Source organism: Hydrogenophaga sp., from assembly GCF_018780075.1.
Classification (GTDB): domain Bacteria; phylum Pseudomonadota; class Gammaproteobacteria; order Burkholderiales; family Burkholderiaceae_C; genus Hydrogenophaga.
Genome location: NZ_JADMKB010000153.1, coordinates 21,846 through 45,413, shown reverse-complemented (window position 1 = coordinate 45,413; position 23,568 = coordinate 21,846). Strand labels below are relative to the sequence as shown.

Below are 23,568 nucleotides of genomic sequence, written 5' to 3'. Positions count from 1 at the left end.
TCAGCGCTTTTTGGCGGGTACTGCGCGAGCTGGCGACGAGGGGTCTCTGATCAGCGTGCGTGGCACACCCAGCATGTCGGCGGTGGCTGTCGGCGCTGCCACGGGCTCTTGTCCCGCGTAGTCCATCACCGACTGATTCGGGAACAAGCGACCTTGGACCTCCATGAAGGTCCGGTTCCATGCCAGGCTGCGTTCCACATCGGCCTGCAGGGCACGGGCGAACATCTCCGCGTACTTCGTGCGCTCTTTTTCATCGCGGGCGTGGATGCCCAGTGCTTCGACAGGCGAGAGGTTCTCCACGGAGAACGATGCGCGCGGCCCTTTGAGCAGCACCTTGGCGCGGACCATCTCCTCCGTGCTCAGACCCCAGATTTGGGCCACCAGGAGGTCGTTGGCATCCAGTTGGGAGTGCAGGCGCGCGACACGCTGTTGGGACGACTCACCCGTCTGTGTTTGTTGCTCCTGCGTCTGGTTCATGAAGCGTGATTGCGCCAATGCTCCGCTACACAGAACCGCGCTGATCAGCGTGATCGCCACGGCCTGGGCCGTTTTGATGCGTTGGTGTTTCATGGCGCGGCTCAGTTGGAAACGTCCAAGGAGATGGAGCGAGCGCCATCGATGAAGGTCGCCCGTTGGCCAGCGACATCCACCGTATTCAGGGTGACGCCGTTGAAGGTGTCGCCTTGCTGGAGAACCTTGACCTGCGGGTTCTTCGCATCGCCATTGCCGACCACCACCGAAGGACGGCCATCCCACATGTCAACCGACAGCAGTTGTTGCCGCGTGACTGCTGGCTGCGCCTTGGCAACCGAAGTAGCTGGGTTGAACCTGCGAACAGACACCCGGCGCACTGGCTTCGCAACCACAGGTGCCGTTGGGATGACCTGGCGCGGCGCAAAGGCTGTGGCGGGCAGCGGTGCTCCGTTCGCGCCAGCGTCGCCGATGATGTAGCCCTGTGCGCGCAAGCCTTCGATGACTTCGGTCATCCGAGCTTCCATGCGGTCCAGCCGCGCATTGAGTTCGATCTGCTCGGGCGTGGGAGCAGCTGGCTCAACCGGTGCCACCACCTGGATGGGAACGCCCACCGTCGCTGGCAGCGGTGCTGCGCCTAGAACTGGCGGGAGCGCCGGAGCGAGTGCCGCGGCAGACTGCTCGCCGCCCGCTTCAGTTGCCGTGGCATTGCGTTTCTGCCACATCCGGTACCCCTGGTAGGCGAGGGCTCCGAGCACCAAGAACGCAAGGATCAGCAGCATGCCCATGCTGCTCTTCTTGCGTGCTGGCTGCTGAGCAACCGATTCCCTGAAAACTGGGGCATCAGCAGCGTGGTGAGCCGTCGCTTCGTTGCGGAGGTCTTCTTGCACAGGTCGTGAGGTCATTGCTACTGGTGCGTCGTTGTTGGGGGTGGAAAGGTCGCGTGGTCGAAGGTGCCTTGGGCGCGTCGCGTCCCGTTGCTTGTCTTCCCAGAATTCGTCTTCATCCTGGCGGCGTTGGTGTTCCTGCAGGTCGTCCATGTCGCTGCTCCCGATCACTTCCGGTACATGAGCTTTGCATCGCGCTTCGCGTCGACATCACTCGATGTGACCGGCTCCACCAGTTGCTCCGTTGGCTCTCTGCTGACCGTTCGAGCCACGACAGGCGCGCTCGCAGCGCTGGTGGTGTCCGCCAGTTCAAACCACACTTGTCGGCTGATCGCATCCGTCTTGAGGGACCATGTCTTGCTGAGCAAAATCTGGAGGATGGTTCTTACGGGATACGGTCCCATGCGCCGCTGAGACTCAGGCAGCGGCAGATTCAGGAAGCTGCGCGCCTGGTCGCTCAGCGCCATTGGGTCCACCATCCGGTATCCCGTGCGAATCAGTGTGTAGTCCAGCGCCTGGCCGACCGTGGAGACGGTCTGGCGCGGGAAATTGAGCTGTGCGTTGACCGACAGCGGCTCAGCGAGTTCGGCGGTCGGTTGCGCCGATTGGGTGGTGTATCGACCCACTTGGACCTGATCAGTGCCAGCGGTTTCGCGCGTCTGCGCCCACACCGACGGCACCAACATCACCATGGCGATCAAGCCGAAGAAGAAGCCCTGTTTCATCGAGACACCTTGCATAAAAGACGCCCTGCGCATCGCCTATGAAGACGAGGGTTAGGGCAAAAGTGACGCGTCCATGAGATGCGTCGCCAGTGCATGCAGTGTCAGATTCGGGGTTGAAGAACTCCACCGGAAACCTGCCATTTCGCGGGCAGGTTTCGGCTTGACGGTGTAGTTGAAATGATGTAACGAACAGAAAGAGGCTCGCACGTTTCGAAGCATTCCTTATTCGTATCACGCTGATGCGCAGGCGGGTTGCCCGGAGGGCCGGGCAACGACGGGGTAACGGTTCTCTACCGGTTAATGGCCTTATCCAAAGGGCGCCACCTCCAAGGTTCCGGTGGCAAAGGGCTTACTGGAACGGGGGATTCGGGTGATACAGGCAAGGGGAGGGCGTCTCAATGGCGGGGCATTGAGACGCCCTCAATGCGCTAGCAAAACAACCCTCCTGCGTCAAGCGGAAACCTGCCTGAACGAAAACCGGTTTCCGGTTGTGCGAAAGGGTTTGCCTGCCTAGAGTCGTGACGTCAAAAACACAGGGAAGTCCGACATGTCGCATGCGTATCCAGAGCGCGAACAGTTGCCATCAAGCTTGGATCTGGCGTATGGACGGCACTTCCTGGATCAGCAGCACGGACCGTATCTGGTGGCCCTGTACCTGGAGCAGCTCGGTCTCGCAGACTGGACGTGCCGCGTCATGGGCTACCTGCGCATGTACGACGGCATCGAGTCCTGGCTTGAGCCGGGTGACATCGAAGCGGTCGATTTTGTGCGGCAGTTGCTGTTCAAAGAGGTGCAGCGGAAAGCCAAGGATGACGTGAGTGCCTTGCGCTTTCGACTGGCGGTGGCCATGGCCAACGCACCCGTTGCCAGCTATGGAGCTGCTTTCAAAATTCAGCGCAACCTGGATGATCCGATGAAGTCGATCTGGTGGAACCCACTGGAACAATCCTGGTTGTCCTTTCTTGCAAAGCGTGAAACGCTGCCCGACTACACACGCCTGTATCTCTCCGGCCCCTGCGAGTACCGCGCTTCTGCGCAGAGCTTGATTGAATACCTGATGGAGCGCTGAAACACCCATGTTTGGTCAGTGCATGCGTTGGATCAAGCGGTGGGACCCTAGGTCACCCAGACCCGCACCATTGGCTGCCCCTGCAAGCCCTTCCGCTTCGGCCAGCGCCTTGGCCGCGCTGGAAGAAGCTCCCAGGAAGCAGATTGAATGTCGTGGACACGCCGACGGCTGGTTGCGAATCCTGAGCGCCGTTGACCTGTTGGAGCTGGTGCAAAGCTCCAGAGCCATGGAGGCGATGTGGCGGCAGTCACGCTTATCCTCACAGGTCTGGCGCCGCGATCTACAGCCCGCTGTGCAGCGCTACGCAGAGTATGTGCAGCTCATGCCCGCATCAGAGAGCCACCACCACGCTCACGTCGGTGGCCTGCTTGCACACACCCTGGAAATGACGCTTGCGGCCATGACCTGGCGCAACGGGCATTTCTTCCCTGAGGGTGCGCCTGTTGAAGAAATGGACGCACAACGCGATGAATGGACCTACGTGGTCTTCTTCGCGGCCCTGCTCCACGATGTCGGCAAGATCATGACCGACCTTCGGGTTTCCTGGATCTGCGGCGACATGGATTCACCGTTGCGGTGGGTGCCCATGACTGGCCCGCTCACCGAGATGGCGCAGCACCGCATAGGCGGCGAGTACCTGGTCGAGTTCACCCCGAAATCAGCACGCGACTACCAGGCCCACTCCAAGCTCTCCATGGGGTTGTTGCAGCAGATTGCACCGCCATCGGCCTTGAGCTTTCTGGCTCGCCGCCCGCTTGCCTTCGATTCGCTGGCGCAGTACCTGTCTGGATGCGACAAGACCAGCTTGCTCGCCACCCTCATCCGCAAAGCGGATCAGACCTCCACCCAACAAGCCTTGACCAGTGGCAGCCGTGCTCGATTTGCGACCTCAACAAGCGTGCCCTTGATCGACTTGCTGATGCAATCCATCAAGGACATGCTCAGAAGCGGTACGGCGCTCCCGCTGAACCGCAGTGGCGCGGCAGGCTGGGTCTACGAAGGCGCCATCTGGTTTGTGGCAAAGCGCCTGGCCGATGGCGTGAGGCAACACATCAAGCTGCACCATCCCGAAGAATCCATCCCTGGTGAGAACAAAAACGACCGCCTTTTTGATACATGGCAGGAATACGGCTGCATCCAGTTGAATCCTCATTCGGGACAAGCTGTCTGGTATGTGCAGGTGCATGGCGAATCCTCAACTGGCGCATCTGCTGGTGGATTGCAGGGTCACAACCATGAAGACAAGCAGGAAGAGGGTGGGGCAACCTATTCCCACTCGCTCACCATGTTGCGCTTTCCGCTGGACAAGCTGTTTCCTGACGCAGACCAGTACCCACCTGCCATGGTGGGGCGTATCGAGATCCAGCAAAAGCGTGTCGCAACCTCGACCGAACATGCTGCTGGCGCAATCCTTCAACCGCAGGGTCACGAGAACCCATATTCAGCGCCCACACGAGCCCCTGACGACAGCAAACCTCAAGCTGGGCCAAAACCAGTTGTTGAGCACACTGGCGCAGTTACAGCACCCTCCACTGGCTCCAAAGGCTTTCGCGACAAATCTATACCAGCCCTGCGTGCTCCTGCGTTCAATCGGACCAAAGCTGTCGCAACCAAACTGCCCAAGGTTGATGTCAACACGAAGGGGGCAACCCACCACAAGGTTGTCACAGCACCTCCATCGCAGCCAGTTGCCACAGATTTTGAACCGCTGCAGATGGGTGGACCTGATGGTTTCAATGCAAAGAACAAGTGGTTGGACTTTGAGGACGATGCAGCGCTGTTCAAAGAGGCACCCAAGGCCCCTCAAAGAGCCGAGGCGCCTCCAGCGAGTGCAAACACATCAGCGGCCAAGACGACTGCGCCAATCGTTCCCATCGCATCCAAACCTGCGACAACCACGTCACCCAAAACGCAGGTGAAGGCAGAAAGCACCAGGGCCGAGCTGCCGCCGATGCCGGAGCCACCCGATCACCGTCCATTGCTGTCACGAACCTGTCGTCCTTCCATGACCGACAGATCGGACACGTCCTCGTCACCGCGCATTCAACACGCGCCGGTGGTCCTGACACCGTTCTTGCCAGAACTCCCACATGAGTCGGCGGGCAAGCAAGTTGAACCCACCACCGTCGCCTTGGCGTTTGTGACCTGGCTGCAGCAGGGGTTGGCCAGCCGTGACCTGAAGTACAACGAAACGGGTGCAATGATCCACTTCACGGCCGAGGGAATGGCCTTGGTATCGCCGCTGGTTTTCAAAGCCTACGTGGCAAATCATGAGTCGGTGAACGACTCCGAAGCCGAAGCCAAGGCGCTGCAGGTGCAGCGCGAGGTCATCAAGGCAAGCTGGCACTTGTTGGGGCCAGGCAAGTCAAACATCCTTAAATATCATGTGCTCGGTCGCGGTGGCGTGCCAGTCGGAAAGCTCAGTGCGGTCGTCCTGATCAGGCCGGAGCGCTGGGTTATGCCAGTGCCACCCAGCAACCCGGTTCTACATATTGCATGACTTGACAGGAGATGCGTAGCAAAGTTTGACACTTGGCTGCAGTATGGATACATTGCACACGTGCATCAGGCGGGATCGGCATAGATCATCGCGCTTCAGACATATTCGTGGAAAAGACTTGCAGGCTCAACGCCTGCTTTTTTAGATGTTTTTGACATTCCACGATGTATATTATGTTAATAATGAACAATCTGCAGGAAGGCCCGAATGTTGCGTATGCATTCCCCGCGACCGCCCCGCATCCGGGGAAACACCAGCATGGTGCATCCGGAAATTGGACTGCCCAGACCTACAATGTTGACCACCGGCAGGAGTCCAATCCGGCCACCTTCATTCAACCTGTTCAAGGACATACATGAAACACCTGTTCCTCTCGCTCAGCCTCATCGGCGCAGCTGCCCTCGTTGGCTGCGGCAAGACCGAGACGCCCGCACCCGCTGCGCCGGCCGCTCCCGCACCGACCGCCGAAGCACCCGCTGCCGCACCGGCTCCAGCGAGCCCATGGCCCGAGCTGCGTGTCGCCATCGACCCGACCTACAAGCCCTTCACCTACAAGACCGACGCGGGCGAGCCGGCCGGTTTTGACGTGGACGTGGCCAAGGCGCTGTGCGACGAGCTCAAGAGCAAGTGCGTGTTCGTCGAACAGGCCTGGGACGGCATGATCCCCGGCCTGCAGGCCAAGAAATACGACGTGATCATCTCGTCGATGTCCATCACCGAAGAGCGCAAGCAGGCCGTGGACTTCACGGGCAAGTACTACAACACGCCGTCCTGCGTGGTCGTGAAGACGGCCCTCAAACTGGGCGCCGAAGCGGCCAACTTCAAAGGCAAGAAGATCGGTGTCCTGAAAGCCTCCACCCAGGAAAAGTACGCCATGGGTGAACTGAAGACCGCGGGTGCGACCATCGTGCCTTACGACGCGCAAGACCAGGTCTACCTCGACATCAAGTCGGGCCGCCTGGACGGCACCGTGGCCGACGTCGTGGAAGTGAATGGCGGTTTCCTGTCCACGCCCGACGGCAAGGACTACAGCTGCGCCGGCACCCGCATCCCGGTGGAGTTCGACGCCAAGTACTTCGGCGCTGGCGCCGGTGTGGCCCTGCGCAAGGAAGACACGGCCCTGCGCGATGCGCTGAACGCCGGCATCAAGGCCATCCGCGACAACGGCAAGTGGAAAGAGCTGTCCGAGAAGCACGTGCCCGGCGTGGACATCTGGGGTTCCTGATCCACTGAGCCGGCGCGCACCGATGACGACCTACCTGCTGAACATCCTTCAAGGCCTGTTCGTCACCCTCGGTGTCGCGCTCGGCGCGCTGGTGTTCGCCGCCGTGCTCGGCTTGGCCGGGGCGGCGGCCAAACTCTCTCCCTACCGCTGGCTCAACTGGGTCGGCGACATCTATTCCACCGTAATCCGGGGTGTCCCGGACCTGGTGTGGATGCTGCTGCTGTATTTCGGCGGGCAGATCCTGGTCAACGACATTGCGGAATTGCTGGGTTACCGCAGCGGTCCGCAGATCAATCCCTTTGTTGCTGGCGTGCTGACCATCGGTTTCGTGTACGGCGCCTACATGACCGAGACCTTTCGCGGCGCCATCATGAGCGTGCCCAAGGGCCAGTCGGAGGCCGGCTGGGCGTTTGGCATGAGCCGCCTTTACACCTTCCGGCGCATGGTGCTCCCGCAAATGGTGCGCTTCGCCCTCCCCAGCTTCACCAACAACTGGCTGGTGCTGCTGAAAGCCACGGCGCTGGTCTCGGTGATCGGTCTGGCCGACATCACCAACCTCGCCAAGCAGGCCGGCGCGGCCGCTCGCGGCGAAATTCCGGGCGCGGCCATCCTGTTCATGGCGTTTGCCGGTGTGCTCTACCTCCTGATTTCCTCCATCAGCCTGCTCCTGCTGCGCAAGGCCGAGGCCCGCTACTCGGTGGGCGTGAAACGGGGCGACTTCTGATGGACAAGTTCGCCATCATTTTTCAGCCAGAGAACCTGGCCCTGTACTGGACCGGTTTTGTCGCCACCATGGAGTTGCTCGCGGTCAGCCTGATCGCCGGTGGCCTGCTGACCCTGCCGCTCACGCTGATGCGCGTGTCTCGCAACCGCTGGGTCCACGGACCGGTCTGGCTGTTCACCTATGTCGTGCGCGGCACGCCGCTGCTGATCCAGGTGTATTTCATCTACTACGGCATCGCCCAACTCGAATGGGTGCAAGGCCTGTGGGACACCCACTGGCCGTTCACCTGGTTCAAAGATCCCTTCTTCTGCGCCGTGCTGGCCTTCACGCTCAACACCTGCGCCTACACCATCGAAATGCTGGCCGGCGCGATCAAGGAAACCCCTGCCGGCGAAATCGAAGCCGCCCAGGCGGCGGGGTACAGCAAATGGAACATGATGTTCCGGCTGGTCCTGCCCAGTGCCCTGCGGCGCACCTTGCCCGGGTACTCCAACGAGGTGGTGATGATGCTGCACGCCACCTCGCTGGCCAGCGTGGTGCCGTCGCTGTACGACCTGACCAACGCGGCCTATGCGATCTACAAGACCTACTACCTCGCGTTCCAGCCCTTCATCGTGGTTGCGGTGCTGTATTTCATCCTCACTTTCGCGCTGGTGTATGTGTTCCGCCTGCTGGAGCGCCGATTCCTCGCCTACCTGCGTCCCCGCACGCACTGACCTTTTATTTGCCTGATGCAACAGGTTCACCACCCTCTTCTCTCTCCCTCGATCGGAACCCAGCGTCAGGTCACCAGCCTGCACTTCGGCACGCCTGGCGCTGGCCCCAAGGCCTATGTGCAGGCCAGCCTGCACGCCGACGAACTGCCGGGAATGCTCACCGCCCACCACCTTCGCGCGCGGCTGGAAGCGGCCGAACAGCGCGGCGAGCTGGTGGGCGAGGTGGTGCTGGTGCCCGTGTGCAACCCCATCGGCCTGAGCCAGAGCGTGATGCACCACCAGATGGGCCGGTTCGAACTGGGCAGCATGGACAACTTCAACCGGAACTACCCGGATTTCTTCGCGCTGGTGAAGGACGAGGTTGCCGCCGAGCTGGGGCCCGATGCCGACGCGAACAAGCGGTTGATCCGCGCAGCGATGCACCGCGCACTTCAGGCGCAGACGCCGACCACCGAGTTGCAGAGCCTGCGCCACGTCCTGATGACGCTGGCCTGCGACGCCGACGTGGTGCTGGACCTGCATTGCGATTTCGAAGCGGTGATGCACCTGTACGTGGAGCAGCCCATGGTGGACCAGATGGAGCCGCTGGCGCGCCTGCTGGGTGCCCGCGCCCTGCTCTGGGCCCGGGGCTCCGGGCCGTTGATCTCCTTTGACGAGGCGCTCTCGGGCCCCTGGTGGCGGCTGCGCGAACATTTCGCCGACAAGGCGCCCGTGCCGCTGGCCTGTGCCAGCACGACCGTCGAACTGCGTGGGCAGACCGATGTGTCGGATGCGCTCGCCGCGCAAGACAGCGAGGCCATCGTGGCTTACCTGCGCCACATCGGCGTGCTGGCCGGGCCGGCCCCTGCCCTGCCCGATCCTTTGTGCGAAGCCACGCCATTGGCCGGCACCGAGTCCCTCCACGCGCCGCACGCGGGCGTGATCGTGTTTGCCGCCGACGTGGGCGAAGTGGTCCAGGCGGGTCAGCTGCTCGCCCGTGTGATCGACCCACTGTCCACCCAGGAAACGGCCATCCACGCCGCCATCGAAGGCGTGGTGTATGCCCGACACAACCTGCGCTGGGCCACCACCGGCATGGAACTCTGCCGTGTCGCCGGCCGCACCCCCATCCGCTCTGGCAACCTGCTGAGCCCCTGATTTCCAGAGCACCGCCATGACCACCAAACTCGAAGCCATCGACATCCGCAAGAGCTACGGCTCGCACGAGGTGCTCAAGGGCATGTCGCTCACCGCTCAAGCCGGGGACGTGATCAGCATCATCGGTTCCTCGGGCTCCGGCAAGTCCACCTTCCTGCGCTGCATGAACCTGCTGGAGCGCCCTCAGCAGGGCCGCATCATCGTGGCCGGCGAAGAGCTCAAGCTCGTGACCGCGAAAGACGGCATGCTCAAGGCCGCCGACGACAAACAGCTGCAGCGCGCCCGCGCCAAGCTGGCCATGGTGTTCCAGCACTTCAACCTCTGGTCGCACCTGACGGTGTTGGAGAACGTCATCGAGGCGCCCATGCACGTGCTGGGCAAAGCCAAGGAAGAAGCCGTGGTCACGGCCCGCAAGTACCTGGAGAAGGTCGGGCTGCGGGATGTCGAAGGCAAGTACCCGGCCCACATGTCCGGCGGCCAGCAGCAGCGCGTGGCGATCGCGCGCGCGCTGGCCATGGAGCCCGAGGTGATGCTGTTTGACGAGCCCACCAGCGCGCTCGACCCGGAGCTGGTGACCGAAGTGTTGCGCGTGATGCGCACCCTGGCCGAAGAGGGCCGCACCATGGTGGTGGTGACCCACGAAATGGGCTTCGCCCGCGAGGTCAGCAACCACCTGCTGTTCCTGCACCAGGGGCGTATCGAGGAACAGGGCAATCCGCGCGAGGTGCTGGTCAACCCGAAGTCCGAGCGCCTGGCGCAGTTCCTTTCGGGCAAGCTCAAGTAGCGCGAGGGGCGCACCGGCAATCGCCGGAACAGCGGGGTTCCCGCCCCTTTGTTGCCCGGCTTGGAGGGGCTCTTTTTGTCGGACCATTGTGTCGTCACCTGTACGGCAAGTCCCCAGAAAGGAACCCCCATGAGCACCGTCGAATCCACCAGCGCCTGGGCCCAGACCCTGTCGTCCATCAGTTCTGCCTTGTCCACGCACCTGCAGGACAAGATGCTGAAGAAGATGGACACCGACAGCAGCGGCGGCGTTGACCAGACCGAATTCAAAGCCGCCCTGGAAAAGGTCGCCGGCAAGCTGGGCGTCGATGCGGGTGAAGGCGCCGAAGCGCTGTACGCGTCGCTTGACGCCGACAGCGACGGCTCGCTCAATGGCAGCGAGGTGGGCCAGCTGCTGCAACAGCTGTTCACCCCCCCTTCAGACACCCAGGCCTTCGTCCAGTCCCGGGGCGATGAAGCGCGTTTTGCCGAACTGGACGCCGACGCCGATGGCCAGATCTCCATGGCCGAATTCGGCATCACCCCCGAGGCCTCGCTGCCCGAAGGCACGGTGGTGAGCACGACGACGACCACCACGGTGGTCAGCACCATCCACGAGCCGATCACCGGGACCGAGGGAACCACAGGGGTGGCCGCAGCCGCGCCCGCGGCATCCACCGCTGTCGATACAGCAGCAGCCACCCCCGAAGCCGACAGCACCGGCGTCACGCAGGCCGCGGTGAGTGAGGAGCAATTGCAGGCCCTGATGAGTTCGGTCGACGCAGACGGCGATGGCGAAATCTCCGGTGCCGAACTGAACACCTTCATGGCCCAGATCAGCGCCCAGGCAGAGGCCGCGACCCGCCGCTACAACGAAACCGCCCTGGCCGGAACCGGTACCACCAGCACCAGCACGCTCAACGCCACGGCTTGAGCGGGTTCAAGGCAGCAGGCTCAAGCGGCTGGCCCACTGCGTGGGTCGCATCTGCAAGGGCCGGTACCTGACCGCCACCCAGTCCTCGCTCATGTCGCGGTAGCGGCTTGAAAAGACGTTGCCGCTCTGCCCGGTCTGGTAGATGAACAGCGAGTTCTCCAGATCGGCGAGGTCGTAAATGGTCCGCAGGCTGGCAGCGTGCCGGTTGGCCAGCGGCGCATCCGCCTTGTCCAGGTGGTACTGGCCCACGTTGACGGTGAACGGGTCCCCGCCGGTGGCGCGCCGCACCTCAAACAGCGGCGCCAGCGCGCCCACGTTGCTGAACGGCCGGTGGATCGAAATGGCGGGATGCGCCTCGCCCCAGCGCCAGCGCTTCACGTCAGCACCCTGTTGCGCCTGGATGCGGTCCAGCGCCCTGTCCAGGGCCGCACCACTGGCCGCCATGCAGCCCTGGGCGCCACACCAGTCCTTGTCGTCGCGCAGCAGCAGGTCTTCCACCGCGTTGCGAAACAGCCGTTTGCCGTACAGGCCTTCGAACTTGTCCTTGCCCAAGCGACCGCCGATCACCGCCCGGGTGAACTCGTCCACCCACACGCTGTAGATCAGCGGTGCGGCCCGCTCGGCGAGCATCTCGCCCTTGAAACCTTCCAGCTCGGCCCTGGCCGCGGCGGCCAAGGCGTGGGACGACGGCGCCCTCACCAGGAACGGCAGCAGCTTCACGGTGGCCGCCGACAACTGGTCACCGTGCAGGGCCTGGAAACTCTCGATGCTGTGTTTCGGCGTCTGGTCCAACAGCGACTCAATGCGCTCCTGCCGGTAAGGTGCTGCCCAGTCCTGGGTCAGGAAATGGGGGTAGTCGGGTGCGTGAATGCGCTGGTTGGCGGTGGCGATCCAGTCCTTGTTGCCATCGTCTTGCGGCGTGCTCTCGTACGGCAGCCAGCCCGTCCAGTCGTAACGCGGGTCCCAGCCCGGCGCGGGTGCCACACCCCGGATGTCGTTGTCCGCCGCGCGCAGGGGCACGCGGCCCACCGCTTTGTACGCGATGCGGCCGCTGCGGTCGGCCATCACGGCGTTTTGCATCGGTGAATGGAAATCGCGGTAGGCCGTGATGAGCTCGTCGACCGAACGCACCCGGTTCGATGCCAGCGTGGCCATGACATTGCGGTTGTCCGCATCCAGCGCCGTCCAGCGCAGGGCCACCGCATAACGGTCGGTGTCGATCAGGTTGCGTGTGCGCCCGGGAATGTCGCTGAGCACCGGGCCATGACGGGTGCTGCGCACGACATGGGTCACGTCGGCCTGGCCCTTGACCTTGAAGATCTCGGTCCGCTGGGTGAAAGTGGCCCAGGCGTCCTGGCCTTGTGGCGCGGGCGTGCGGTAGCGCTGGGGATCGGTGGGGTTCAGCTGCTCCAGGTACAGATCCTGCACATCTGGCCCCGTGTTGGTGAACCCCCAGGCGACTTCGCTGGTGCGACCGAGCACCACGAAAGGCGTGCCGGGCAAGGTCGCGCCCATGACGTCCATGCCCTTGATGCCGTCCACGTCGGGTGCCTGGAGCCGGGCGAAGTACCAGATCGCGGGAGCGCTCAGGCCCAGGTGGGGGTCGTTGGCGAGCAAGGGTTTGCCGCTGACGCTGCGCGCTCCGGACACGACCCAGTTGTTCGAGCCTTTGCCTTCGATGTCGCCCAGCGACCGGGTCCACTCCTGGATACCCGAGGCGAGCTGGGTGCGCCAGCCCGACGCACTGGCATCGCTGGCGGCCGAGGTCTTGAGCGGTGCTGCGCGGAACACCCCCAGCTCCCGGTACAAGCGGCCCAGATCGGCCGTGGCAGCGGGTGTCTCGCCCGGGTAGGCAGGAAAGAGCTGCCAGAGGGCCTGGGTGTCCAGCACCTGCAGTGCGGACAAACGGGCCAGCTCGTTGCCCCAGTTGCCGCCCAGGTCCAGCGCCATCATGAGCGCCCAGCCCGCACTGTCTTCGGCATCCCAATAGCGGCCCTCGGCGGCTTCGTCGCGTGGGTCGATGCGCAGGATCTGGAACTCGGGCGACAGCGCCTGCTCCCGGTACGCAAAAAACGCGTTCACGCCATCGCTGTAGGCCTGCAACGCCTGCCGGGCTTCGTCGCTGGCCCCGGCAACCTGCGCCTTGGCCGCTTCGCGAATGCCCAGCGTGCGCATCAGCATGTCGGTGTCGAGCGTTGAGGGGCCAAACACCTCGGACAGCGTGCCGCGCATGACGCGGCGGTTGAATTCCAGTTGCCAGCCGCGTTCCTGCGCATGCACATAGCCCATCGCCATCCAGGCGTCGCGGGGGTCGCTGGCGAGAATGTGGGTGACGTCGCTGGCATCACGCTGCACCTTCACCGCCGCGCGCAGACCCGGCAGCTTCAACTCACCGTCGACCTGGGGCAGGCTGCGCCACGCATACAGCGCGCAGGCCATGAGGACGATCACCAGCAAGCCAGCAAACCACAGTGCAGAACGTTTCAACCAGCGCACGTCGGACTCCTTGTAGTGCCCGCATGGTGCCATGCCGCAGCGCCGCTGCGGTGTCCACCGAACGACATCGCTCAGGAGCGCGGCAGCCCGTGGCCCAGCACCATCTGGCCGTCGACCAGCCGGAAGCTGACAGTGGGGGCGCTGATGTCGGTGAAGGGGGCGCCCATGGCGAACTCGCCATCGCTGTGCAGCAGACACTCCTGCCGCCGAAGAGCGATCGTGTTCTCGCCACCAGCGAAGCGCACCCAGGTGCCGTAGCTGCTGGTGTCTTCCAGCAGGTAGTTGCCAGACCGGATGTCAATGCTCGCGTGCAGGCGGGACACGCGGGGGTCGTTCACCACGAAACTCGCCTCAGGCACGCGCCCGATCTTCAATGGCAGGTCGGTGAGATTGAACGACTGGCTGGCGTCCAGCCAGCCCAGTTCAATGCCCCCGAACACCGACTCGGCGGTCTTGCGCAAGGCGTGCAGGTCGGCCGGGAGCGTCAGAAATTCCGACAGCATCTCGGTCTGCCACTCGATGCGGAACACCTCCGCCGGTTCCACCCGCCCCTTGATGCGGATGGGTCCCAGGCTGCGGCTGCGCACGCTCGGGCCTTTGCCGAGCTTGCGGATCACGGTTTCGTTGACCAGAATCTGCTCCGGACCCGCCAGGTCGCTGAGGCGGGAGGCGACGTTCACCGCATCGCCGAAACAGTCGCCGTCCACCTGCACGACCTGCCCGCGGGCCATGCCGATCTGCATCATGAGCTTGAGCCGGTTCGGCCACTGCGCCACTCGCTGGGCATGCTCTTGCTGGATCAGGCTCATGCACTCCACCGCGAGACGGTTGTTGGTGAACGACAGCAAGACGCCGTCGCCCAGCATCTTGACCACCTTGCCGTTGTGCTCCAGGCCCACGGCACCGATCCACTGGGTGAGTTTGGTGACGGCCTTCGCGGCACGGTCGTTGCCCAGTGTTTCAAATACCGACACGCTCCCGGTCAGGTCCACAAAGGCAATCGTCAGTTCGGCCATGGGGTCAGTCAGGTCTTCCGTGTTGGGCACATGCGGTGAAACGGGCTCAATCAAGGCAAAAAAGGTGGCCGTCCGCGACACACAATTGTGTGGTTTAACACACACTTTCGAACAGCTAAGCGTGAAATTTCCCGTGGTTTCCCGGTCAATTCATCCAGGTTGAGACGGTTCGTTCAAAGGACCTACCGATACCACCCGTTGCATGTCATGCGTGTCGGAATGTATCGCCAAGGTACTCAATCACTGCAGGCACTATCTTAAACAGTCTTGTTAAACGCTTGATTTGCCTGTTGTTTTCTTGACTTTACTCAGGTTCAGCGCCTTGCGCGCGGACTGTATCAGGGCGTATTCTGCGGGCACAGACAAAAACGTCGTTGAGGGTTTCAAAATGCGCTGGATCAAGCCCGCTTTACGCCACAGCATTTCCGCTCTGCTGGGCACGGAGGTGCGCAAGCACTCGCCAGAATCGCTGGAACCGGTCCGACAGGCCATGTTGGCCACGCTGGGGACCGAGGGGGCAGAAATGAATCCACGTCTCAAGCACCGCTTGCTGTATGTCCACGACGCACACGCGCTGTGGTTTGCCCGTTCCGAAGTCATGGCGGTGCTCAGCCGCTTGCATGGCGAAGCCAAGGCCGGTGACGCCGTGAGGGGCCTGACGCCTGTGTTTGAAGGGCTGATTCCCAAGAGCCTCATGGAATCACACCGCATGGGGCGCTGAAGCCTCAACCCCAATACAAGAGGGCATCCCTGCCCTGCACCATCAGCTCCACTTTCTGCCCCACGGGCAACACCACCTTGGTGGTGACGTGGCCAAATGGGAGACCCGTGAGCACCGGGGTTCGGGTCTGCGTTCGCAGCCAGTCCACCACCGTTTGCAGCTTGAAGCCTTTGTCGTGTGGCACCAGCTTGAAGCGGTTGAAAGCACCCAGCACCACCGCCTTCTGCTGATCAAGCACCCCGGCCAACAGCAACTGGGTCAGCTGCCGCTCGATGCGATACGGGTGTTCGTTGGCATCCTCCAGAAACAGCACACCACCCTTGACCTGGGGCAACCAGGGTGTCCCCACCAGTGAACAGAGCACTGTGAGGTTCCCGCCCCAGAGGGTGGCGTTGCGCACCCTCAATTCAGGCCCCTCCACCGGAGGGTTCTTTTGCCAGGCTGACAGCGCCGGGAGATCGGATTTCGGCAATTGCCAGCCACTGCCCTCCCCTTGCCCACAAAGCAGGTCATCGAAACAGGCTTCCATGATGTCGTCTGGCGTCTCTTCCGTGCCGAAGTCTTCGCCCAGCGCCGGCCCCGCCCAGGTGACCGCGCCGGTCTTGGCCAGCAACGCGCATTGCAGGGCCGTGAAATCGCTCAAACCGACAAATCGGGTGCCGCGCTCGGTGGCCTGCGCGATTTTCTTGTAGGGCAGTTCGGGGAGAATGCGCGTCAGGCCGTAGCCACCACGCGAGATCAGGGCCACGTCTGCCCCGCTGGCGGCTGCGCGGGTGATCGCAGCCAGGCGGGTGGCGTCGTCGCCGGCAAAACGCATGTGGCTGCTCAGCGCAGCTTCGTCAATCTCCACCTCGTGGCCCAAGGTTTTGAGCCGGGCCACGCCACGGCGGAAGGCCGCTTTGTCGCGCACGGCGCTGGAGGGAGAGTAGATGTAGATGTGGCTCATGGAATGACTTGAAAAGCGATGGGTTGGATCATCGCGCAAAAAAGGCGCAGGCCTCTCGCGCGATGCGTTCGCCGTGTTCCTGCACAAAATGTCCGGCTTCGGGCAAGAGCAAAGGTTCGCCGCACCCGCGAATGTCGCGCTGCAGTGCGCGCATCATCGGTTCGCCCAGCACCGGGTCCCTCTGGCCAATCGCCATCAGGGTCTGACCTCGCCACTGGTCGCGCCAGAAATGCCGCGCTTCACGGGAGATCGCCGCGCCTTCGTCGTCGGGCCCTTCGGGCACCATGGCCGGGAACGCGCGCAAGGCGGCGCGGTGACCGCGGTCCGGGAACGGCGCGTTGTAGGCGGCACATTCGGCAGCGCTCATCTGCACGTTGCCGCGCGCAAACAGGCGGGCCACATCGAACTCGGGTTGTTTGGCGCACATCTCGCGCCACGCCAGAAAACCGGGCGACAACGGCGTGTCCCCAGTGGCCAGGGTGGTGTTCATCAACAGCAGGCCGCTGTAGCGATCTGGCGCGGCCATGGGCAAGGTCAGGCCAAGCAAGCCCCCCCAATCCTGAACCACCAGCACCACATTCTTCAGGTCCAGGCGTTCGATGAACTCCAGCAGCACCCGACGATGCCAGTCAAAGCCATGGAAGCCATCTTTCTTGGGTTTGTCGCTTTTGCCGAAACCGATCAGGTCCGCCGCGACGACCCGGTCACCTGCGGCCGTGAACACCGGAATCATCTGGCGATACAGGTAGCTCCAGGCCGGATTGCCGTGCAGGCAGAGCCAGGTGCGTGGCGCATCGGCGGGCCCCTCATCGAGATGGTGCAGACGCAGCCCTGCGAGCGACGGCAGGTCGCTGAGGTAGTGGGGAGACCAGGGGTAGCCCGGTAGACCGCTGAAGCGTTCCTCGGGCGTGCGCAAGGCATCGTCGCGCAGCGGGTGACTGTCGCGCCTCTGAGTCTCACGCCGTTCCCGGAAGAAGCCACTGAGCAGCGCCCCGCACTCCTCGGCCCGCACACCACCTTGCACGGTGGTCTGGTGATTCAGCCGTGCTTCGTCAAACAGGTGGAGCACCGAGCCAGCGGCGCCGGTCTTGGGATCGCGTGCACCGAACACAACGCGTCGCAACCGCGAATGCAACATGGCACCGCTGCACATGACGCAAGGCTCCAGCGTCACGAAAAGCTCACAGTCATCCAGGCGGTAGTTGCCCAGGGTCTGGGCCGCCGCGCGCAAGGCGACGATCTCGGCGTGGGCCGTTGGATCGTGCGCGCTGATCGGCGCATTGCGGCCGACACCGACCACCTGGCCCTGATGCACAACCACGGCCCCGACCGGCACTTCGCCAGCCTTGGCGGCGGCACGCGCTTCCTGGAGTGCAAGGCCCATGTAGTCGGCGTCGTTCATGGCGCCATTGTCCCGCACTCGCCGTGCGGCATTGCTCAGTCGAACAGCGACGGCTGCCGGTCCTGCAGCGGCCAGCGAGCCAGCACTTCGTGGCGGCCTTCGCCGTAGTGGCTGTCGATCAGTTGGACCTCGGTCACCTCCCAAGTCAAAGGCTGGATGCGACGCACGCCAACCGGCTCATGGCGGTAATCCACGGTGATGTGTGGGTAATAGCTGTGACGGATCCACGCGGGAGGCCAGCCAGCTTGTCGCAGCGCCTCCACCAGTTGCCGGCGCAGACGGCGCAGGGGCTGTACCCCGCTGCCATGCCCCGCCAGCTCCACCGTTCCGAACTCGCGCTGCGGCCCACGGGACTGCAGCGTGTCAAAACTGACCCTGAACGGCATCTCATCGAGCAAGGACCCGGTCTTTTGGGCCACCCGCAAGACGTCGAGCGGAATGCGCTGTTCGTAGGACCCCAGCGGAACCAGCGTGGCGTGCAGCCGGTCCGGGTCCATGGGTTTGGACGGACTCGGGTGCGTGGCTTTCAGCTGCCGTTGGAGGTGCACGATCACCTGGGCAACGTCCTCCGGCAGGTGCAACATGACGTAGAGATCGTGTCGGGTGCCCATGCCACAGCTCCTTGGGTTGCGCTTGAAGACGGCATTTTGCAGTGCATACTGTTTATTTGTACAGTTATGTTACATCCTACGGCGCAACACCCACCTGGGAAGCCCCGCCCTTCGCTTGGGGGGTTGCCAGCCCGACCACCTGCCCATGGGCGCCGCCTCTATCCTTGCCCGGTCCGCGCCCCGGCCAGCAAAGCCTTCAGCGCCGCTCGCAGCACACCGGTGGCTTCGTCGGGGCCGAGCAGACCCGAGCTGACAAACGCGCCGTTCACGAGCACGGCGAGTTGTGCGGCAAGCTGGTCGGGCTGTGCGACGTCCATCCGCTGGGCGATCTTCAGCAGGCGCCCCCGAAGTGCATGCATGTGTCGCAACGACACCAGGCGAGCGGGGTGGTCCTGCTCGGCGAACTCCGCAGCGACGTTGATCTGGGGACAGCCGCGGTAGTTAGAGCGGGCCAGGCGTTCGCCGATCCAGCGCATGTGGGCGTCCAACTCACCGGCGGGATCGTCGGGAAACTGCTCGGCCACGCTGTCCCAGTGCCCCCAGAACTCAAGGTCCTCCCGCTCAAGGAAGGCGACGATGAGGTCGTCTTTGGTGGGGAAATGGCGGTACAGACTGGTTTTGGCCACCGCGGCCTCCAGCACCACCAGATCGACGCCGACCGCGCGCACTCCTCGCTCATAAAACAGCCGGGAAGCGGTGTCCAGGATGCGCGCCCGGACGTCTGGGGCGGGTTCGACCGCCGCAGCGCCCGCGGTGCGGGGCATCGGCGTTGCCCGGGGTTTCGACGTCGCACCTGAGTGGGCCGCGGGTGACAGGACTTGGGGTGGGAGAGGAACAAAGGGTGTGCGCATGCTTGACATGCTACAGACCTGTCTGTAATCTTAAAAGAACAGACAGGTCTGTATCTAATCCAAGGAGCTTTCATGATGTCCAGCAACCAATGCATCGCCGTGGTGGGCGCCACGGGCCACACCGGCCAATTTGTCGTCAACGAAGTGCTGCGCCGCGGGCTCTCGGTGGTCGCCGTCGGGCGCAGCGCCGCCAGGCTCGACCAAACCATGCCAGTGGGTGTGATCCGGCGGGTTGCCGCGGTCGACGATCCAGCCAGTCTTGAACAGGCCTTCGCAGGCTGCGCGGTGGTGATCAACTGCGCGGGGCCTTTTCTGGACACCGCGACTCCGGTGGCGCTCGCGGCGCTGCGCGCCAACTGCCACTACATCGACGTGACGGCGGAGCAGCCCAGCGCGCAGACCAGCCTTGCCGGCCTCGATGCGCCGGCGCGCGACGCCGGCCGCGTGGCGATACCGGCAGCGGCCTTCTACGGCGGACTGGCTGATCTGCTTGCCAGCGCACTGGCCACCGAGGGCGAGATTGACGAGATCACGGTCGCGATCGCGCTCGACCATTGGTGGCCCACCGAAGGGACACGCAAGACCGGCGAGCGCAACAAGGCGCCGCGGCTGGTGGTCAAGGATGGGCTCCTGGTCCCGTTGCAGCCCTCGGCCGAGGTACCGGACTGGGTCTTCTCCGAGCCGCTGGGCCAACAGGCCATGATCGACATGCCTTTCAGCGAAGTCATCACGCTGGCCCATCACCTCAAGGTCCGAGAGGTCCGTTCATTGCTGAACCGCTCGGCGTTGGCCGACATCCGTGATGCCTCGACGCCCCCGCCCACGGCAGCGGACGACCTCGGGCGTTCGGCGCAGCGATTCGAGCTGATGGTCCGCCTTGTGCAGCACGGCCGGACCACGACGGCCGGCGTGCGAGGGCAGGACATCTACGCTGTCACAGCACCCATCGTGACCGAGGTCGCCTTGCGCCTGCTGGCGCCCTCGTACGGGCGCAGTGGCGCGCTCGCGGTGGCGGAAGCTGTCGATCCACTGGACCTGATCAGATCACTGCACGGCTCGGCGCTGCAGCTGTTCGGGGTGCCCTTGGCTGGATAAGGCGCTGGCACCGCAAGCGTGGGCCAGCCCAAGACGAAGCCGAGCACGAACTCGAGGCCATGAGGCGGCGACGACCGCCACATGGCCTTTCGCGCAGGTGCTCTTATTCCCACTCGATGGTCGCTGGCGGCTTGCTGCTCACGTCGTAGGTCACGCGGTTGATGCCGCGCACCTCGTTGATGATTCGGCTCGACACCTTCTTGAGCAGCGCGTACGGCAGCTCCGCCCAATCGGCGGTCATGAAATCGCTGGTCTGCACCGCGCGCAGGGCCACCACGTAGTCGTAGGTGCGGCCGTCGCCCATCACGCCGACGCTCTTCACCGGCAGGAACACGGTGAAGGCCTGGCTGGTGAGGTCGTACCAGCTCTTGCCGCTGGGGTGGTCGATGGTGGAGCGCAGTTCTTCGATGAAGATCGCGTCGGCCCGGCGCAGCAGGTCGGCGTATTCCTTCTTCACCTCGCCCAGGATGCGCACGCCCAGGCCGGGGCCGGGGAAGGGGTGGCGGTAGACCATGTCGTGTGGCAGGCCCAGCGCCACGCCGAGTTCGCGCACCTCGTCCTTGAACAGGTCGCGCAGCGGTTCCAGCAGTTTCAGGCCCAGCTGCTCGGGCAGGCCGCCCACGTTGTGGTGGCTCTTGATGGTCACGGCCTTCTTGCTCTTGGCCCCGCCGGACTCGATCACGTCCGGGTAAATAGTGCCTTGTGCCAACCACTTGGCACCTTTTGTTGATGCACCACTTGAGATCAGTTTGGCGGCTTCAGCCTTGAAAACCTCGACGAATTCGCGGCCGATGATCTTGCGTTTGGCTTCCGGATCGCTCACGCCGGCCAGGTGGTCGAGGAACTGATCGGCCGCATCGACACGGATCACCTTGGCGTGCAGCTTGCCGACGAACATGTCCATCACCATGTCGCCCTCGTTCAGGCGCAGCAGGCCATGGTCCACGAACACGCAGGTCAGCTGGTCTCCGATGGCGCGGTGGATCAGGGCCGCGGCCACCGACGAATCGACACCGCCGGACAGGCCCAGGATGACTTCCTCATCGCCCACCTGCTCGCGGATCTTCTGCACCGCCTCTTCGATGTGGTCGCGCATCACCCAGTCGGGTCGCGTACCACAGATCTCCAGCACGAAGCGCTCCAGCAGCGCCCTGCCCTGCACCGTGTGCGTCACTTCGGGATGGAACTGCACCGCGTAGTAGCCACGCGCCTCGTCGGCCATGCCGGCGATCGGGCAGCTGTCGGTGCTGGCCATGAGCTTGAAGCCCGGCGGCATGTCGGTGACCTTGTCGCCGTGGCTCATCCAGACCTTGAGCATGCCGTGGCCTTCGGGGGTGTGGAAGTCCTCGATGCCCTTGAGCAGGGCGGTGTGGCCACGGGCACGGACTTCGGCATAGCCGAACTCACGGGTCTTGCCGGCTTCCACCTTGCCGCCCAGTTGCTGCGCCATGGTCTGCATGCCGTAGCAGATGCCCAGCACCGGCACGCCCAGCTCGAACACGGCATCGGGTGCCTTGTCGTCCACCTCGTACACGCTGGCGTGGCTGCCGGAGAGGATCACGCCCTTGAGCTGGCCGTCGCCGGCGAATTCACGGACCCAGTCGCTGCTCACGTCGCAGGGATGCACTTCGCAGTACACATGGGCTTCGCGCACGCGGCGGGCGATGAGCTGGGTGACCTGGGAACCGAAATCGAGGATGAGGATTTTCTGGTGTTGCATGGCGTTGTCTGGCTGGGCTGTTCAGAAAGCAAAAAGGCCGTCCATCAGGACGGCCACCGGAGCTTGTGTGCTTACTCCGCTCGGTAATTCGGGGCTTCTTTGGTGATCTGCACATCGTGCACATGGCTTTCACGGATGCCAGCCGAGGTGATCTCGACGAATTCCGCCTTGGCGCGCATGTGCTCGATGGTCGGGCAGCCGCAGTAGCCCATGGAGGCGCGGATGCCACCGGCCATCTGGAAGATGATCGACACGACCGAGCCTTTGTAGGGCACACGGCCTTCGATGCCTTCGGGCACCAGCTTGTCGGCGTTGGGGTTGCCGGTGCTGCTTTCCTGGAAGTAGCGGTCGGCGCTGCCCTGCTGCATGGCGCCGATGGAGCCCATGCCGCGGTAGCTCTTGTAGCTGCGGCCCTGGTACAGCACGATCTCGCCCGGCGCCTCTTCGGTGCCGGCGAACATGCCGCCCATCATCACGGTGTTGGCGCCGGCCGCGATGGCCTTGGCGATGTCACCGCTGTAGCGGATGCCGCCGTCGGCGATCATGGGCACGCCCGTGCCCAGCAGTGCCGTCGCGACGTTGTCGATCGCCATGATTTGGGGCACGCCCACACCGGCCACGATGCGGGTGGTGCAGATGGAACCGGGGCCGATGCCGACCTTGACGCCGTCGGCACCCGCTTCCACCAGCGCCAGGGCAGCGCTGCCGGTGGCGATGTTGCCACCGATCACGTCGACCTGCGGGTAGTTCTGCTTGACCCAGCGCACGCGGTCGATCACGCCCTTGCTGTGGCCGTGGGCGGTGTCCACCACGATGGCGTCGACGCCGGCCTTGACCAGCGCCTCGACGCGCTCTTCGGTGCCCTCGCCCACGCCCACCGCCGCGCCCACCCGCAGGCGGCCGGCGGCGTCGCGCGCGGCGTTGGGGAAGTTGAGCTGCTTGGTGATGTCCTTGACCGTGATCAGGCCCTTGAGCTCAAAGGCGTCGTTCACGAGCAGCAGGCGTTCGAGCTTGTGCTTGTTGAGCAGGGTCTTGGCCTCGGCCGGTGTGGTGCCGTCGGGCATGGTGATCAGGCGCTCGCGCGGCGTCATGATCTCGCTCACCGGCAGGTCGTAGCGGGTTTCGAAGCGCAGGTCACGGCCCGTGACGATACCCACCACCCTGCCGGCCTCCACCACCGGGAAGCCGGAAATGCCGAGGTCATCGGACAGCTTCATCACCTGACGGATCGTGGTCTGGGGCGTGATCACCACCGGATCGCGCAACACGCCCGATTCGTAGCGCTTGACCTTGGCCACGTGGGCGGCCTGCTCCTGCGCGGTGAGGTTCTTGTGGATGATGCCGATGCCCCCTTCTTGGGCAATGGCGATTGCCAGCCGTGCTTCGGTCACGGTGTCCATCGCGGCCGAAACCAAGGGCAGGTTCAGCTTGATGTTGCGGGAGAACTGCGTGGCGAGGGAGGTGTCCTTGGGAAGGACCTGGGAGTACGCTGGCACCAACAAAACATCGTCGAAGGTGAGCGCTTTGCCGAGTAGGCGCATGGGGTAAAGCTCCAAAAAC

General features: G+C 63.8%; 21 protein-coding genes. 10 read left to right on the top strand and 11 right to left on the bottom strand.

All coding sequences use genetic code 11. From position 1 onward, the window contains the following. From IV088_RS23425 to IV088_RS23415, 3 genes are read right to left on the bottom strand one after another with little or no spacing between them, the layout of a single operon-like run. Positions 1-537, bottom strand: coding sequence for a hypothetical protein (locus IV088_RS23425; RefSeq protein ID WP_291106756.1), 537 nt, complete (start codon positions 535-537; stop codon positions 1-3). 41 nt (positions 538-578) lie between these two features. Then, complete coding sequence (locus IV088_RS23420; protein WP_291106754.1) at positions 579-1,511, bottom strand: hypothetical protein; 933 nt, start codon at positions 1,509-1,511, stop codon at positions 579-581. A 14-nt stretch (positions 1,512-1,525) separates the two neighbouring features. After that, entirely contained in the window at positions 1,526-2,083 is a 558-nt protein-coding gene (locus IV088_RS23415) for a hypothetical protein (RefSeq protein WP_291106752.1), read from the bottom strand. Between the two features lie 547 nt (positions 2,084-2,630). On the opposite strand from IV088_RS23415, the gene IV088_RS23410 reads away from it, so the two are divergent. The 8 genes from IV088_RS23410 (at position 2,631) to IV088_RS23375 (ending at position 11,150) form a co-directional block, all read left to right on the top strand. Then, positions 2,631-3,152, top strand: coding sequence for a hypothetical protein (locus IV088_RS23410; RefSeq protein ID WP_291106750.1), 522 nt, complete (start codon positions 2,631-2,633; stop codon positions 3,150-3,152). Between the two features lie 109 nt (positions 3,153-3,261). Beyond that, the gene (mobH, locus tag IV088_RS23405; protein ID WP_291106748.1) at positions 3,262-5,652 is read left to right on the top strand and encodes a MobH family relaxase; all 2,391 of its coding nucleotides are present in this window, start codon (positions 3,262-3,264) and stop codon (positions 5,650-5,652) included. A 355-nt stretch (positions 5,653-6,007) separates the two neighbouring features. After that, the gene (locus IV088_RS23400; protein WP_291106746.1) at positions 6,008-6,877 is read left to right on the top strand and encodes a transporter substrate-binding domain-containing protein; all 870 of its coding nucleotides are present in this window, start codon (positions 6,008-6,010) and stop codon (positions 6,875-6,877) included. A gap of 22 nt (positions 6,878-6,899) precedes the next feature. Continuing rightward, complete coding sequence (locus IV088_RS23395; RefSeq protein ID WP_236965403.1) at positions 6,900-7,601, top strand: ABC transporter permease subunit; 702 nt, start codon at positions 6,900-6,902, stop codon at positions 7,599-7,601. Then, the gene (locus tag IV088_RS23390; RefSeq protein ID WP_236965402.1) at positions 7,601-8,317 is read left to right on the top strand and encodes an ABC transporter permease subunit; all 717 of its coding nucleotides are present in this window, start codon (positions 7,601-7,603) and stop codon (positions 8,315-8,317) included. The genes IV088_RS23395 and IV088_RS23390 overlap by 1 nt, the downstream gene beginning before the upstream one ends. A 15-nt stretch (positions 8,318-8,332) precedes the next feature. Continuing rightward, complete coding sequence (locus IV088_RS23385) at positions 8,333-9,454, top strand: M14 family metallopeptidase (protein WP_291106743.1); 1,122 nt, start codon at positions 8,333-8,335, stop codon at positions 9,452-9,454. Positions 9,455-9,470: 16 nt separating this feature from the next. Continuing rightward, positions 9,471-10,238, top strand: coding sequence for an ABC transporter ATP-binding protein (locus IV088_RS23380; RefSeq protein ID WP_291106741.1), 768 nt, complete (start codon positions 9,471-9,473; stop codon positions 10,236-10,238). A gap of 129 nt (positions 10,239-10,367) precedes the next feature. Beyond that, positions 10,368-11,150, top strand: a complete 783-nt coding sequence (locus tag IV088_RS23375) for an EF-hand domain-containing protein (RefSeq protein WP_291106739.1) — start codon at positions 10,368-10,370, stop codon at positions 11,148-11,150. A gap of 6 nt (positions 11,151-11,156) precedes the next feature. Here IV088_RS23375 and IV088_RS23370 read toward each other — a convergent pair whose 3' ends face one another. Then, a complete protein-coding gene (locus IV088_RS23370; RefSeq protein WP_291106737.1) occupies positions 11,157-13,646 on the bottom strand; it encodes a penicillin acylase family protein in 2,490 nt (829 codons plus the stop codon). A gap of 71 nt (positions 13,647-13,717) precedes the next feature. Continuing rightward, positions 13,718-14,662 carry an FHA domain-containing protein gene (locus IV088_RS23365; RefSeq protein ID WP_291106735.1) on the bottom strand — a complete coding sequence of 315 codons (945 nt, stop codon included), beginning with the start codon at positions 14,660-14,662 and terminating at the stop codon, positions 13,718-13,720. Between the two features lie 388 nt (positions 14,663-15,050). On the opposite strand from IV088_RS23365, the gene IV088_RS23360 reads away from it, so the two are divergent. Next, positions 15,051-15,383: a hypothetical protein gene (locus tag IV088_RS23360; protein WP_291106733.1), complete on the top strand. Its 333-nt coding sequence runs from the start codon at positions 15,051-15,053 to the stop codon at positions 15,381-15,383. Between the two features lie 4 nt (positions 15,384-15,387). Here the strand turns inward: IV088_RS23360 and IV088_RS23355 are convergent, their stop codons facing one another. The 4 genes from IV088_RS23355 to IV088_RS23340 form a co-directional block, all read right to left on the bottom strand. After that, a complete protein-coding gene (locus tag IV088_RS23355; RefSeq protein WP_291106731.1) occupies positions 15,388-16,329 on the bottom strand; it encodes an LD-carboxypeptidase in 942 nt (313 codons plus the stop codon). Between the two features lie 28 nt (positions 16,330-16,357). Next, positions 16,358-17,731 carry a tRNA adenosine(34) deaminase TadA gene (gene tadA, locus IV088_RS23350; protein ID WP_291106729.1) on the bottom strand — a complete coding sequence of 458 codons (1,374 nt, stop codon included), beginning with the start codon at positions 17,729-17,731 and terminating at the stop codon, positions 16,358-16,360. A gap of 35 nt (positions 17,732-17,766) precedes the next feature. Further along, the gene (locus IV088_RS23345) at positions 17,767-18,342 is read right to left on the bottom strand and encodes a 2'-5' RNA ligase family protein (protein WP_291106727.1); all 576 of its coding nucleotides are present in this window, start codon (positions 18,340-18,342) and stop codon (positions 17,767-17,769) included. Between the two features lie 158 nt (positions 18,343-18,500). Then, positions 18,501-19,106, bottom strand: coding sequence for a TetR/AcrR family transcriptional regulator (locus IV088_RS23340; RefSeq protein ID WP_291106725.1), 606 nt, complete (start codon positions 19,104-19,106; stop codon positions 18,501-18,503). A 159-nt stretch (positions 19,107-19,265) separates the two neighbouring features. Here IV088_RS23340 and IV088_RS23335 point away from each other — a divergent pair, with 159 nt between their 5' ends. After that, positions 19,266-20,288, top strand: a complete 1,023-nt coding sequence (locus IV088_RS23335; protein ID WP_291106724.1) for a saccharopine dehydrogenase NADP-binding domain-containing protein — start codon at positions 19,266-19,268, stop codon at positions 20,286-20,288. A gap of 103 nt (positions 20,289-20,391) precedes the next feature. On the opposite strand, the gene guaA is transcribed toward IV088_RS23335, so the two are convergent. Both guaA and guaB read right to left on the bottom strand, forming a co-directional pair. Next, on the bottom strand, positions 20,392-22,008 hold the full coding sequence (gene guaA, locus IV088_RS23330) for a glutamine-hydrolyzing GMP synthase (RefSeq protein ID WP_291106722.1): 1,617 nt from the start codon (positions 22,006-22,008) through the stop codon (positions 20,392-20,394). 71 nt (positions 22,009-22,079) lie between these two features. Beyond that, positions 22,080-23,549, bottom strand: a complete 1,470-nt coding sequence (guaB, locus tag IV088_RS23325) for an IMP dehydrogenase (protein ID WP_291106720.1) — start codon at positions 23,547-23,549, stop codon at positions 22,080-22,082. Positions 23,550-23,568: the final 19 nt, after the last annotated feature.

Excerpts from the sequence above, each read along its gene's own strand:
- IV088_RS23385 (WP_291106743.1), top strand. The coding sequence starts at position 8,333 with ATGCAACAGGTTCACCACCCTCTTCTCTCTCCCTCGATCGGAACCCAG.
- IV088_RS23340 (WP_291106725.1), bottom strand. The coding sequence starts at position 19,106 with ATGCCCCGCACCGCGGGCGCTGCGGCGGTCGAACCCGCCCCAGACGTC.
- guaA (WP_291106722.1), bottom strand. The coding sequence starts at position 22,008 with ATGCAACACCAGAAAATCCTCATCCTCGATTTCGGTTCCCAGGTCACC.
- IV088_RS23365 (WP_291106735.1), bottom strand. The coding sequence starts at position 14,662 with ATGGCCGAACTGACGATTGCCTTTGTGGACCTGACCGGGAGCGTGTCG.
- IV088_RS23360 (WP_291106733.1), top strand. The coding sequence starts at position 15,051 with ATGCGCTGGATCAAGCCCGCTTTACGCCACAGCATTTCCGCTCTGCTG.
- IV088_RS23390 (WP_236965402.1), top strand. The coding sequence starts at position 7,601 with ATGGACAAGTTCGCCATCATTTTTCAGCCAGAGAACCTGGCCCTGTAC.
- IV088_RS23335 (WP_291106724.1), top strand. The coding sequence starts at position 19,266 with ATGATGTCCAGCAACCAATGCATCGCCGTGGTGGGCGCCACGGGCCAC.
- tadA (WP_291106729.1), bottom strand. The coding sequence starts at position 17,731 with ATGAACGACGCCGACTACATGGGCCTTGCACTCCAGGAAGCGCGTGCC.
- IV088_RS23380 (WP_291106741.1), top strand. The coding sequence starts at position 9,471 with ATGACCACCAAACTCGAAGCCATCGACATCCGCAAGAGCTACGGCTCG.
- IV088_RS23345 (WP_291106727.1), bottom strand. The coding sequence starts at position 18,342 with ATGGGCACCCGACACGATCTCTACGTCATGTTGCACCTGCCGGAGGAC.
- IV088_RS23355 (WP_291106731.1), bottom strand. The coding sequence starts at position 16,329 with ATGAGCCACATCTACATCTACTCTCCCTCCAGCGCCGTGCGCGACAAA.
- guaB (WP_291106720.1), bottom strand. The coding sequence starts at position 23,549 with ATGCGCCTACTCGGCAAAGCGCTCACCTTCGACGATGTTTTGTTGGTG.
- IV088_RS23420 (WP_291106754.1), bottom strand. The coding sequence starts at position 1,511 with ATGGACGACCTGCAGGAACACCAACGCCGCCAGGATGAAGACGAATTC.
- IV088_RS23395 (WP_236965403.1), top strand. The coding sequence starts at position 6,900 with ATGACGACCTACCTGCTGAACATCCTTCAAGGCCTGTTCGTCACCCTC.
- IV088_RS23410 (WP_291106750.1), top strand. The coding sequence starts at position 2,631 with ATGTCGCATGCGTATCCAGAGCGCGAACAGTTGCCATCAAGCTTGGAT.
- IV088_RS23415 (WP_291106752.1), bottom strand. The coding sequence starts at position 2,083 with ATGAAACAGGGCTTCTTCTTCGGCTTGATCGCCATGGTGATGTTGGTG.
- IV088_RS23400 (WP_291106746.1), top strand. The coding sequence starts at position 6,008 with ATGAAACACCTGTTCCTCTCGCTCAGCCTCATCGGCGCAGCTGCCCTC.
- IV088_RS23375 (WP_291106739.1), top strand. The coding sequence starts at position 10,368 with ATGAGCACCGTCGAATCCACCAGCGCCTGGGCCCAGACCCTGTCGTCC.